The following is a 13,016-nucleotide window of genomic DNA, read 5'->3' on the forward strand; positions in this document are numbered from 1 at the left end:
GTCCTTCTCTTTCTCTTGTGAGCGTTAGTTGTCATGATTGGTCATGTACCTTTCTCCAATGGTCTAGCTATAAATCCATTTCTCCACTCTTAGCCGGGAATGGCACATACGTGTTCATTATACATCATATTGTATGTTTTTTGTACAATTACCAGTTGTTTAACTGAGTTGAAAGCTTAAATATAACTTAAGCTTATCTTTGATTACTGACAACAAAGTTGGTATATCGCTTCTGCATAGATGTCCATTGCTAAATAAAAATCTTCTAATATAATACCTTCGTTTTCTTGATGCGCTAGACTGGGACTTCCTGGTAAATGTGCACCAAATGCAACCATATTCGGCATCGTTCTCGCATATGTTGCTCCACCGGCAGTCAAAGGTTCTTGCATATCCCCAGTTTTTTCTCTGTAGATATTCATAAGTGTTTCTACGAGTTGGCTATCTTTGGGTACATATAATGAAGGCAACGCATCATATGTCTGGTAAGTTAACTGATATTCAGAAATAACTTCTTTTAATCTTCTGACGAGATCCTCTTGATAATAAGAAACAGGTATCCGCATATCGACCATCATCTCTGACGTATGAGCGTAAATAACAAGAGAGGCTACGTTGAAGGTTAATTCTCCAGTCATCTCGTCTTCTACTTCTCCAAATATTCGAAAGCCATTCGTTTCTTGACTAACCTTCTCTGCTATAAAAGACAACATTGGATGTAATTGAAATTCGGCTAAACCTGCCACCAATCGCGTGATCGCATTCACGCCCTCAAAAGCTGTACTTGCATGAACAGCTTTACCGAAGACGACTAGCTCTTTTTCATTCTGTTCAAAAGATGTACCTTGTTTTTCCAGTATTTGTGCCAAATCTTGTTGTTTATTTCCATCATATGTCGCTACCGCTGGCACTACGTTTAGTGCGCCTGAGCAATTCAAGCTTAGCTTTTCGGATCCTGGGCCTGTCAATTTGAACTGTAATAATCCTTTTTCAGCATAAGTCAGTGGAAACGCACTATCAGGAACAAATCCCATATCTGGCATTTTTTCGTTTTGCTTATAAGCTTCCATACAGCGCCACAGGTTTTCTTCGTCTGTGCCAAAAACAAATCGTATTTTACGATTGAACGTTTGTCCTGCATCTACTAAAGCTTTGAAGCCATAAAGTGCTGCAATTGTTGGTCCTTTATCATCTTGTGTTCCTCTTCCATAGAGCACGCCCTCTTTTTCTGTTGCTACGAAAGGATCAGTGTCCCATTTTGCACGGTCTCCTTCTGGGACAACGTCTAAATGACATAATACGCCCACAGTCTCTTCACCTTCACCATAGTCTGCATATCCATAGTAACCATTAGGATCACAAAAAGTGTTCATGCCCAATGTTTCGCACAAAGCCAATGCCGCTTTTAGGGCACGATCAATTCCTTCACCAAACGGTTTTCTTATCTCATTCGTATTTCCTTGTTCTAAGTAAGATGGCACATCAACCAGTGTCTTTAAAGCTGCCAGACTATCTTTCTTTATCGCTTCAGTAATATAATTTTCCATGTCCATGCTCTCCATTCATTCTAAGATGATTGAAACCTACTTCATCCACCTTTTTCAGTTACTTTCACGTTACTAGATTATGTAGAAAAGTCAAGCAAACACTAGTAAAACTCTACTCCTGTTTAGTGGAATAGAGTTTATATTTGTCTTTTTAATTAAGACGCTTCTTTTACTTCTTTTCTTGCTTCTTCCATCCACTGATCGCTCAGCGCTTCTGGAATATAATACTCAGCTGAATAAAATCGGTTTTCATTATCCTTTAACCGTTTGACTGATTCGTTCAAGGTATAAAATTCAAACGTTTCCTCGCTTACTTGGACTACGTATCGACCATTTTCATATTCAAGACTTTCTACTTCATACACTGATTCATCATCGCTCGTATCTTCCGAAATAGACCATACTGTTAACTCAAGTTCATCTCCTAGTTGAATAAACTGATACTTATAAGGTAATCCAACCATCATATGGTCTGTCGTCAAAATAACATTGTCAAAGTCATCTACTTCTCCAGTAAACGTTAACGGATGTTGCTGCTCTTCATAGGCTAACTGTTTTTCAGCATATCGTTCACCAACTTTTTGAGCGAAAGTCTGACCTCCTTGCATTTCTTGTATATCAATATCGTCTGAATTTTCATTAAGCGCGCATCCGGATAGCAAAATCATACTTAATATTATGTTTATACTATATTTCATTTTTTACTCCTAATTATTCAGCATTTAAAAAAGTAGCCATTCAGATTTTCAGTGGGTACGACTGATTCTTTGAATGACCATCTTCCAATTAGAACTGCTCTGTTTCTTCAATTATTTTTGAAGGCAAGTGATTTCCTGCTCTCAAAGTTCCTCTGTATACTGCCATTTTTCTTCCATCAGAAGATCTATAATAACTTCTGTAATAGCTCAAATACCCTTGATATTTTTGTCCATTTCTGTAGCCAGAATGCCAGATTCTATCTGCTTCTATCGCTAGCCTATGAACTTCAAACACTTCTGTTTTCGAAGTAGCTTCAATAGAATTTTCGGCAGCTTCAACGTTTTCAGCAGTTACAAATGTAGCAAATAACAATATAGTTCCTAAAACAAACATAGCTTTCTTCATTGTTTTATGCCTCCATACTAATCTGTCCTCATTTTAACATTTGTTATACTGTTAATTTATCATAAATCATATCATTATTTTCAAATATTCAAATAATAATTTTTATGATTTGAATTTAATCATCTTGACTGCCAGAAATATCATTACCTCTATAATAACTAAGGTAGATAATAAAACGATAAAAGCACTATTGTATGTTAAGATTTGATCATTATATAAGTGATTATGATAGCCTATCAATATTGAACCTATTGAAAAAAAGTAGGTGGCGTAAACATTTTTTAACAAAGTATTCAAAATCGCTGAGAGCGAAACGACATAAAGCGTTAAAAGAAATAGCTAACCAAAATAAATAAACATATATTTAGTAATAGGTAGAGCGTAGTAAGCATGTTGATCGTAAACAATCATAGGATAGGCAAGCTCCCCACTACCGTGTAACACCCAAACAAGCACTACTGCAAATCCGGTCAATAAGAAGATGCTCAAGAAGCTTGCAGAAACATAAATGATCAGTTTACTGATTATTTTTTGTCTGTAGATTACTGGGTAACCTTTGACCATTGTCTGGTGATCAAGATCGTTTGTTAATAGACTACCGTTATATAATAAGAGAAACACGAAAGCTGCTACGCCAAAAGTATTAAGGTAAAGCATCATAAATCCAGCTACATTTTTTTGATCATACATAATGGGAATATCTTTATCTCTCATATACGTAAATCGAGCTAAATCGGTTCTTGCTTCATGTACAGAAGGAATCAGGTTTTTTAGTGCTTCGTCCAGGTCGTTAAAGGCATCATATGTATGTAGGTCAATCTGCAATTGTGCCAGCTCAATCGTTGAATCAAGATACCAGTCATGCTCTTCAAAGCGAATAACATTGGACTGTTGTGTACGTAACTGCTGCTGTTTGTATATATTTTCATACAATTCAGCTTTCTCTTCATTTTCAACATTTGCAGCCGCAATACTAGATATCGCTACTCTACTCGCATTCATTTCCTCAGCTTGTTCTTGTTCAACATTGCCTGCCCCTTGAACTACAAGCAAAAAATAAACAAATAGCAAGAACGCTGAAAATATTAGAAACATGATTCGATTCTTTGCTTCTTTAAGAAACAATTTCAATTCAAATAATAGATAAGTCTTCATCCTATCTCCTTTTTAGTCGTGATTGATAGCATATATGTAGGTTTGTTAAAATGATACCAAAGTTAGAGAATGATGTAAATATTTTAATTTTTGATCTACAATTGATTTTTCAGACAAAAAAATCGCCTCTCCACGGAGGAGAGACGATTAATGGTTTGTTATGATTTAAGCTAATTCTTCTGCTGAGATTTCTTTGTTTGTATCTTCTACTTTTGGTTTCCATAGTCCTAAGATAACTGTAGAAATTGCTGTACCAATTAGTAATGCAAGGAAGAATAACCATCTGTTATCTCCTAGCGCTAGTACGACAAGAGCCCCACCATGCGGTGCTGGAATGGCTGTACTCCATAATTGACTTAGTCCGCCACCAACAGCAGCCCCAACGATAGATGATCCAATAACACGTAGTGGATCAGAAGCAGCAAACGGAATCGCACCTTCGGTAATAAATGAAAGACCTAAGAAGAAGTTAGATAATCCAGAACTTCTTTCAAGCTCAGTAAATTTATTTTTGAAGATTACTGTCGCAAATGCAATAGCCAATGGTGGAATCATACCACCTATCATAACAGCTGCCATTAAGCTTCCGTCACCAGTATCTGTAAAGATACCAATTGAGAATGCGTAAGCTGCTTTATTGAACGGTCCACCCATATCAATGGCCATCATGCCACCTAGCACAGCACCTAGTATTACGGCGTTACCTGTACCCAAGTTTTCTAAGAAACCAATCATTGCTGTATTGATTGTTGTAAAGATTGGCATAATCAATACCATGACCAGACCTGCTATTAAAAGACCAAACACTGGATATAAAAGAATCGTTTTTAAACCATTAATAGCTTGTGGTAAGCCACGTAACATCTTTTTCACGAAATTCATAAGGTAACCTGCTAGGAAACCACCGATTAGTCCACCTAAGAAACCTGCATTCCCTTGCACTGCCATATAACCAGCAGCCATACCTGGTAATAATCCGGGACGATCTGCAATACTGTAAGCGATATAACCTGCTAGAATTGGAATAAGGAATTGGAACGCTGCACTACCAATCGTATTTAACGATGCAACAAGGATATTATCACTACCAAAAAATGGTTCAAATGCGAATGATATCGCTAAGATTATCCCGCCACCAACAACAAATGGTAGCATGTGAGAAATACCGTTCATCAAATCTTTATACAAAGTATTCCAAACGCTTCCGCCTTCTTCATCTTCGTATTTGTTACTTGAACCTTCACCATCAACGTTTAATATTGGTGCTTGTTGGTTCATTGCTTTTGTGATCAGTTCTTCAGATTTGTTGATTCCTTCAGCAACTGGACGTTGTAAAACGTGTTTGCCGTTGAAACGAGCTAATTCAACTTTTTTACTTGCAGCGATGATTACGCCGTCAGCACGACGGATTTCATCTTCAGTTAAGACGTTTTTCGCACCGTCTGAACCGTTTGTTTCAACACGGATCGTTACACCCATTTCGTTTGCTTTACGTTTCAAGGCATCTTCAGCCATGTAAGTGTGGGCAATACCTGTAGGACATGCTGTTACAGCTACAACGAATTTTTCTTTCCCTGAAACATTTTTTGTATCGGGCTTAACTTCATTTGTTTCTTCCTCAGAATCTGCAAAAACAGCTTGTACTTCTTCTGGTGTTTCAGCTTGACGTAAGTGTTCAAGCACTTCAGGATTCACTAACTTACGAGAAAGAGAAGCGAGTACTTGCAAGTGTAAATCATTTCCGCCTTCTGGTGCTGCGATCATAAATAAGAAGTGTGTTGGTTGACCATCTAATGCTTCATAGTCTACACCTTGAGTAGATTTAGCGAATAATACCGCTGGATTTTTTACTGCTTTGTTTTTTGAGTGTGGCATTGCAATACCATCACCTAATCCAGTAGAAGTTTGTGCTTCACGATTCATGATGCCTTCTTTATACGTTGCAACGTCGGAAATAACATCCTTTTCAGCTAAACGTGCGATCATTTCGTCGATTGCTGCTTCTTTTTCAGTCGATTTAAGATCTAATATCATCAGATCTTTTTTTAATAAGTCATTGATTTGCATTTAATTCTCCTCCAATACGTTGATTTCGATTTGTGGTAGTAGTGCCTCTATTTTATCAATTGTTGCTAAATCTTCTTCGAAGGCCGTTGCACTACCACAAGCGATGCCATACTTGAATGCTTCTAACTGGTCTTTCGTTTTAGCGAATATGCCTGTAAAACCAGCAACCATTGAGTCCCCTGAGCCAACAGAGTTCTTCAGATTACCTTTTGGTGCTTTTCCGTGATAAACGCCTTTTTCCGTGAATAACATTGCACCTTTTTCTGCCATTGAAATAATAACGTTTTGAGCACCTTCTTCTACTAACTTTTTACCGTAGTAGATCAGATCTTCTTGGGTTTCCAATGAAACATTAAAAAGCTCTTCTAATTCGTGATTATTAGGCTTAATCATGAGTGGTTTAGAAGCAAGTGAGTCTTGCAACTCTTTGCCTGTCGTATCGACTACGAACTGTGTCCCTGATTTTGTTAGCTTTTCAATGATCTCCTGATAGTAATCTTCAGCAAGACCAGCAGGTTTACTTCCTGATAATATAACGACATCTTCTTCTGTTAATCTTGACAGCATATCAATCAGTTCTTTTGCTTTTATGTTAGAGATATTCGGACCTGCACCATTGATCTCTGTTTCGTTACTACTTTTCACTTTTACGTTAATTCTTGTGTCTTCATCAACTTGGACGAAATCAGTTTTAATGGCTTCTTTTTCTAGCGCATCTTCAATAAATTTTCCAGTGAATCCACCAATAAAGCCTAGTGCTTTATTCTCAATAGATAATTGAGATAAGATTCTAGATACGTTAATCCCTTTTCCACCAGGGAATTTACGATCTTTTTGGATACGATTGACAGCACCTGGTTGAACTTCGCCATCCATATAAACAACGTAATCAATGGATGGATTTAATGTAACGGTATAAATCACTTTGTATTCTCCTCTATTACTCGCGTCATCTTAACGAGTTCCCTATTTCCTTCTGACAACTGGGTTGTAATCATCGTACAATCCTCAATTTCACTCACTTTCACGAAACTGACCTTATTGAATTTAGACTCGTCGACCAGTACATAAGCTTCATCCGTTTGCGCAATGGCCACTCTCTTCATAGAAGCTTCTTCCAAATCAGGTGTCGTATAGCCGACTTCCTTATCAATGGAATTCATTCCTAGAAAGGCTCTGCTAAAGCGGTAATTCTTCATTTGCTCTTGCGCCAATGTGCCAATGATCGCTTTCGTATTTTGTTTGATCTTTCCACCGAGTAAAATTGTCTCGATCTTCAGATCTGTCAGCAATGATGCATGGGGTACGCCATTCGTTACGACAGTAATTTCTTTGTTCTTTAAAAAAGGAATCATTTCATATGTCGTTGTTCCTGCATCAAGATAGATGACTTCATTGTCTTGAACGATTCGCGCGGCACGTTGTGCAATGCGTTGCTTGTCTTGAACGTTTTTGACTGTTTTCTCTTCCATCGTATCTTCTGTCGAAACGGCCACTCTTCTTTTGGCTCCGCCATGAATCCTGATCAGTTTCCCAACAGATTCCAGTTGACTCAAGTCTCTCCTAATTGTTGATTCAGAGTGATTTAACGTATCAACTAATTCCTGCACAGTTACTGTATTTTTCTGGTTGATTTGTTTAATGATATAAGCGTGTCGTTCATCTGTAAGCACTTACTTCACCTCTCACTTAACAATATACCATCTCAACCAATCAAAATCAATCATATTCATCAAATTACAGTCATTATCGACACTTTTCGTTCACGATTATATTTATTCGAAAACGCTACAACTTTTCGTTTATAAATGCGTTAACTTCTATTGCTTTTATCTTATTTAAAGCTATAATAAGCTTGGTACTATGATTTAATTTTAAATGAACCCTTAAAAATACTGAAAATTAGTTATAAAAGATTAAAAGGAGTGTATTAATGAAGAAAGACATGACACAAGGGAGTCCGATGAAATTGATTTTAAGTTTTACGGTACCCTTGTTGATCGGTAATTTGTTTCAACAATTTTATAATATGGCAGATTCTTACATCGTTAGTCAAACCGTTGGTGTTAAGGCATTCTCTGCAATCGGTTCGACAACGAGCTTACAGTTTTTGATTATTGGATTGGCCATTGGTTTAACTGCCGGCCTCTCAGTCATTACAGCTCAGCGATTTGGTAAGAAGGACGAAAAAGCTTTAAGAAAGAATTTGGCTGCGAGCGTGGTTATTAGTGGTGTAATTGCTGTAATTTTAACGGTTTTGACTACGACGTTCTCAAGACAGATTTTAACGCTGATGCAGACACCTGCTGAAACCTATGATTATGCTTATGATTACTTGAATGTTATCTTCTGGGGTATCAGCGGTACGATTCTTTTCAATCTGTTAGCAAATATGCTACGTGCACTAGGCGATAGCAAAACCCCTTTATATTTCTTGATTTTGACCTCTATTTTAAATATCGGTCTAGATTATCTTTTCATTCTTTATTTCGATATGGGGATTCGCGGTGCATCTGTAGCCACTGTGATTTCGCAAGTATTCTCAAGTATTTTATGTTTGATTTTCATCTGGAAAAAAGTACCTCTTCTAAGAATTCATAAAGAAGATTGGGCTTTTGACTGGTCCGAGTATAAAGAGCACTTACGTATCGGTCTTCCATACGGCTTTCAATATTCTATCATTGCTATTGGTGCTGTCGCGATAACTGTAACGCTTAATAAACTTGGCGCAAATGCTGTAGCTGCTTTTACTGCTGCGCAAAAAGTTGATACGGTCGCAATGCTTCCTTTACAGTCATTTGGCGTAACCATGTCTACTTTTGCAGCTCAGAATTATGGCGCACGTAAATTTAATCGCATCTGGTATGGTGTCAATCAAGCAATCAAACTGAGTATCACTTACAGCGTGATCATTGGTATCGTTCTTCTTTTATGGGGGAGACAAGTGGCGATGCTTTTTGTTGGAGCGGATGCTTCACCTGAAGTCATTAGTATGATCCAACAATTTTTCCTAACGAACGCTACCTTATATGCAGTTCTTTCATTATTATTTATTTATCGTCACACACTACAAGGGCTCGGGAACAGTCTTGCACCGACAGTAGCTGGAATTGGAGAACTGGTTGGTCGTGCACTTGCCGCTACACTCTTGTCCATTCCTTTCGGATTCTTAGGTGCAGCAATATCTAATCCACTTGCTTGGGTTGCTGCACTCGTCCCATTAGCTATTGCTTATTATTCAACAAGAAGAAGTTTATCAGGTCGTGTTTCGCTTTCTATAGATGATATAGAAGAAACCACCCCCGAGCTTGAACCTCAAAAAATCAGATGATTAAAATAAAGAAATCGACCCACTCGTAAAAACGAGTCGGTCGATTTCTTTTTGTTTTCAAAGTGGGATATCCTTCAGATAAGTTTGTGAAATCTCAATAAACACTCATAATCAACAGCCGTTCACTTTTTAGACTCATTTTCAGAAAATACAGATGAAAAAAAGGTTTGTTGCCACTGAAACAATGAAAACGTATAACATATCGCACGATGACTTTCGTTCACATTTTTTTCACAAAGAAATTTTGTAGTGGGTTGTTTTATAAAAAAAAGTCCCTATACTTATCAAAAGTGTTATCGATTCTCTGTACTCGATATTCAAACGAATTAAGCGTTGGCCATTACATTTATTCAAGTCTTGCATTTATTCTTGAGCCAACTTGATTCACTCATTATTTTTATTACCAATCAATCGACTCACGAATAACTGGAGGTTATTATATTGTACAAAGACATGACAAAAGGCAGCCCACTTAAATTAATCGTAATGTTCTCTATCCCTTTGATTCTGGGAAATCTCTTTCAACAAATGTATCAAATGGCAGATACATTCATCGTCAGTAAGACGATTGGCGTGGATGCTTTCGCCGCTGTTGGTGCGACAGGTAGCATCAACGGACTGATTCTTGGACTAGCAATCGGTTTGACAGCTGGATTATCTGTCATAACAGCTCAACGCTTCGGCCAAAAAGACGAAACAAAAATTAGACAGAACTTAGCAGCTAGTGTCATTATCGCTGGAACAATGAGTATTATACTAACGGTCGTTGCCGTCATCTTCACGCGCCAAATTTTAGAATTCATGAACACACCTGTTGAACTAATTGAACACTCAAACAGTTATCTTTCTATTCTATTCTCTGGTATTGGTGCAGCAGTAATGTTTAACTTGATTTCAAATATTCTTCGTTCTATCGGAAACAGTCGCGCACCACTTGTATTTCTTATCATCACTTCTTTACTGAATATTGGTCTAGATTTCCTTTTCATTCTTGTATTCAATATGGGTGTTGGCGGTGCAGCACTAGCTACCGTTATTTCTCAATTTGTCGCTAGTATCGTCGGTCTCGTTTATATTAAACGTTATGTGCCGATCCTTCGTATTCATAAAGAAGACTGGGCAGCTGGATTCAAACAAATCAAAGAACATGCCGCGATTGCATTCCCAATGGGTTTCCAAAGCTCTATCATAGCGATTGGTGCTATCGCTATTCAAATGACATTGAATAGTTTAGGACCAACTGCAGTAGCCGCTACGACTGCCGCTCAAAAAATCGATGGGATCGCAACATTACCGCTTGTTTCTTTCGGTATCACAATGGCTACGTTTGCTGCGCAAAACTATGGCGCTGGAAAAACTGAACGCGTTTGGCAAGGTGTTAGAACGACGTTAAAAGTTGTTTTAACTTACAGTGCCGTTATGGGTCTCGTACTTGTTTTATTTGGCCGTACTTTGACAACACTTTTTGTTGGTGCAGAAAGTACAGAAATCCTTGAACTTTCTCAACTATATTTCGTAACGAACGCTTCTTTTTACTTCTTATTAGCTATGTTGTTTATCTACCGCTATACTTTACAAGGATTAGGAAGAAGTACTGCACCTACTTTAGCTGGCATCATGGAACTCTTTTCAAGAGTTGGCGCAGCTTTACTTTTATCAAATACGATGGGATATGCAGGCGTAACACTTTCAAATCCACTCGCTTGGATAGCTGCTTTAATTCCACTGACATTTTCTTATTACAGCTTGAAGCGTCAATTAGATGGCGTGGCACGTCCAAAACTATTGCCTAGACTAGCTGGACTTATTCGTTAAACACTAAAGAATCTAGACACTTTCTCGTTACAAGTGTCTAGATTCTTTTTTATTCTTCTAATTTTCTCATCCAAGACTTTACAATGTGAGCAAATTGTTCTGAATCTTCCAAATGCGCACCGTGGCTAACCTTTTTCATCATACAATAGGTTCCTTGTTGAACAAGATCTGCGCAAGTGACAATATGTCTAGCCGGCCAATATGGACTATATTCCGTCCCAACAAATAAGGTCGGCTTAGTAACCTTGGCCAAACAACTCCGCCAATCTGCTTTCAGATAATCTTTGTAGAGTGGCTTTTTCTTTTTAATAGAGATACAGGACTTTTGTTTGAGTATCATTGTATTTATTAATAACCAGTTTATTTTTGCACTTGGTAATTTTCTCAATGGTAAGGTAGTATTTAAGAGATTTCGAAAAACAGAAAGGACATTTTTCTCAGCGATTCCTTCGCTCCATGTATCATCATTTATCATTTTTGGTGTCTGATCAACGATAATATTTGAAGCAATCTCTTGATCCCCAAATTGCGCTAAATAACTCATAATGACAGCTCCACCTAAAGAATGTCCGACCAAGACGGGGTGGGTTACTTTTATAAATGCTAAAAATTCATGTAGATCCTTTCCTTGTCTTTCCATTTTCATATCTTTTAATTCAACGATTGTCTTGCCCTCAAATCTTCGTTCTAACCCAATGACTCGGTAGTTATCTTTCAGTTTTCTAGCAACACACTGGTAGGTGTGGACAGTTGTTTCTGCACCAGCCAGTAGCACGATTGGTTTACCCTCTCCTATATCAAAATAATAAAGCAGGGCACCATCAGATGTCGGAAATGGTTTAACTCTTTCTAATCCCAATATATACTCTCCATTTTCTTTAAAGTATCGTCAAGCTGTTCTCATCATAATATAGTTCTGAAATAGAAGGGTTTAAAAACACTTTTAACATCTTATCAAAATCTTCTGCTACTTTTTCTTTCTCGATTGCGTCTAACGATACCCACTTCACTTCTCCCTCGTCTGAAGAAGTCAATACCCCTTTATATGTAGAAGTCTTATACAGCAAAACAATATAACGTTCCCCAGTCTTTGTGTGAAACTGTTTCGTACCACATAGTGTTAATTTTTCAATGTCTAGTCCCGTTTCTTCCTTCACTTCTCGAATAGCTGCATTTATAAATGACTCACCAAGTTCTACCTTACCACCCGGAAAAGCCCATCCATTCCAACCATTTTTTCGATTTTGAACAACCACGTTCCCTTTGCCATCTTCAACCATAATCATATTAGTCAGTATCACCTTCTCCATCTGTGCCTTCCTTCCTTTGTTTTTCTATAGTATAACAAATATTATAAAAAGTGTTGACACCTAAAGTGTATGCACTATATAATACAGTCACGAAGTGTATTGTATGATTCATACAGTTCGCCTTGTTTTTTACCCTTTCTGTATTAAACGTTTAATACAGATTTTTCACTTACTATTCTGATGGATTTATCTCTAACTGAAAGCTTTTAATTATATTTTCTTTCAGTTAGAGTATTTAAATTGTTTCACGGGAAACATATTCTATTGTTAACAGCCGTAAGCTGTACAAGAGAAAGGAGTTCGACAAAATGAATTTAATTCTCAATAAAAGAGATCCCATTTATTTACAGGTTATTCAGTTTTTAAAACAAGAAATCATTTCTGATCAGCTACATCCTGGACAAGAAATGCCCTCGAGAAGGCAGTTAGCACAAGATTTAAAAATCAACCCTAATACCGTTCAACGCGCATATAGTGAAATGGAGGCAGAAAAATTGATTTACACAGAACCGAATCGTCCAAGTAAAGTCACCGAAGATCCTATCTTATTAAAACAATTAAAGAGTGAATGGGTCAATCAGGCTGTCAAAGATTTCGTTAATGCTATAAGAACGGTGGATATATCGATAGAAGAAGTAACCACTATGATCCAGTCAGAAATGAATCATACACAACTAGGAGGTTAAT

At 37.4% G+C, this 13,016-nt stretch carries 12 protein-coding genes; 3 read left to right on the plus strand and 9 right to left on the minus strand.

Annotation, left to right across the window (positions count from 1 at the left end; translation table 11 throughout):
- Nucleotides 1-203: 203 nt before the first annotated feature.
- The 7 genes from J5J05_RS10875 to J5J05_RS10905 all read right to left on the minus strand — a co-directional run bounded on the left by J5J05_RS10875 (nt 204) and on the right by J5J05_RS10905 (nt 7,546).
- Nucleotides 204-1,547 carry a M20 family metallopeptidase gene (locus J5J05_RS10875; protein WP_208560688.1) on the minus strand — a complete coding sequence of 448 codons (1,344 nt, stop codon included), beginning with the start codon at nt 1,545-1,547 and terminating at the stop codon, nt 204-206.
- A gap of 155 nt (nt 1,548-1,702) precedes the next feature.
- Nucleotides 1,703-2,245, minus strand: a complete 543-nt coding sequence (locus J5J05_RS10880; protein ID WP_208560689.1) for a hypothetical protein — start codon at nt 2,243-2,245, stop codon at nt 1,703-1,705.
- An 88-nt stretch (nt 2,246-2,333) separates the two neighbouring features.
- The gene (locus J5J05_RS10885) at nt 2,334-2,651 is read right to left on the minus strand and encodes a hypothetical protein (RefSeq protein WP_208560690.1); all 318 of its coding nucleotides are present in this window, start codon (nt 2,649-2,651) and stop codon (nt 2,334-2,336) included.
- Nucleotides 2,652-2,990: 339 nt separating this feature from the next.
- Nucleotides 2,991-3,806 carry a hypothetical protein gene (locus J5J05_RS10890; RefSeq protein WP_208560691.1) on the minus strand — a complete coding sequence of 272 codons (816 nt, stop codon included), beginning with the start codon at nt 3,804-3,806 and terminating at the stop codon, nt 2,991-2,993.
- A 165-nt stretch (nt 3,807-3,971) separates the two neighbouring features.
- Nucleotides 3,972-5,873 (minus strand): PTS fructose transporter subunit IIABC, encoded by a 1,902-nt coding sequence (locus tag J5J05_RS10895; RefSeq protein ID WP_208560692.1) that lies wholly within the window; start codon nt 5,871-5,873, stop codon nt 3,972-3,974.
- Nucleotides 5,874-6,797 carry a 1-phosphofructokinase gene (gene pfkB, locus J5J05_RS10900; RefSeq protein WP_208560693.1) on the minus strand — a complete coding sequence of 308 codons (924 nt, stop codon included), beginning with the start codon at nt 6,795-6,797 and terminating at the stop codon, nt 5,874-5,876. It abuts the gene before it with no gap.
- Complete coding sequence (locus J5J05_RS10905) at nt 6,794-7,546, minus strand: DeoR/GlpR family DNA-binding transcription regulator (RefSeq protein WP_208560694.1); 753 nt, start codon at nt 7,544-7,546, stop codon at nt 6,794-6,796. Before J5J05_RS10905 ends, pfkB begins: the two co-directional genes overlap by 4 nt.
- Nucleotides 7,547-7,806: 260 nt before the next feature.
- On the opposite strand from J5J05_RS10905, the gene J5J05_RS10910 reads away from it, so the two are divergent.
- Nucleotides 7,807-9,204 carry an MATE family efflux transporter gene (locus J5J05_RS10910; RefSeq protein ID WP_208560695.1) on the plus strand — a complete coding sequence of 466 codons (1,398 nt, stop codon included), beginning with the start codon at nt 7,807-7,809 and terminating at the stop codon, nt 9,202-9,204.
- Nucleotides 9,205-9,645: 441 nt separating this feature from the next.
- Nucleotides 9,646-11,019, plus strand: a complete 1,374-nt coding sequence (locus tag J5J05_RS10915) for an MATE family efflux transporter (RefSeq protein WP_244244725.1) — start codon at nt 9,646-9,648, stop codon at nt 11,017-11,019.
- A gap of 49 nt (nt 11,020-11,068) precedes the next feature.
- Here the strand turns inward: J5J05_RS10915 and J5J05_RS10920 are convergent, their stop codons facing one another.
- Together J5J05_RS10920 and J5J05_RS10925 are read right to left on the minus strand one after the other, a co-directional pair.
- Entirely contained in the window at nt 11,069-11,878 is an 810-nt protein-coding gene (locus tag J5J05_RS10920) for an alpha/beta fold hydrolase (protein ID WP_208560696.1), read from the minus strand.
- 19 nt (nt 11,879-11,897) lie between these two features.
- Nucleotides 11,898-12,329 carry an 8-oxo-dGTP diphosphatase gene (locus J5J05_RS10925; RefSeq protein ID WP_208560697.1) on the minus strand — a complete coding sequence of 144 codons (432 nt, stop codon included), beginning with the start codon at nt 12,327-12,329 and terminating at the stop codon, nt 11,898-11,900.
- 308 nt (nt 12,330-12,637) lie between these two features.
- Between J5J05_RS10925 and J5J05_RS10930 the strand changes: the two genes are divergently transcribed.
- Complete coding sequence (locus J5J05_RS10930) at nt 12,638-13,015, plus strand: GntR family transcriptional regulator (RefSeq protein WP_208560698.1); 378 nt, start codon at nt 12,638-12,640, stop codon at nt 13,013-13,015.
- Nucleotide 13,016: the final 1 nt, after the last annotated feature.

Source organism: Marinilactibacillus kalidii, from assembly GCF_017599325.1.
Classification (GTDB): Bacteria; Bacillota; Bacilli; order Lactobacillales; family Carnobacteriaceae_A; genus Marinilactibacillus; species Marinilactibacillus kalidii.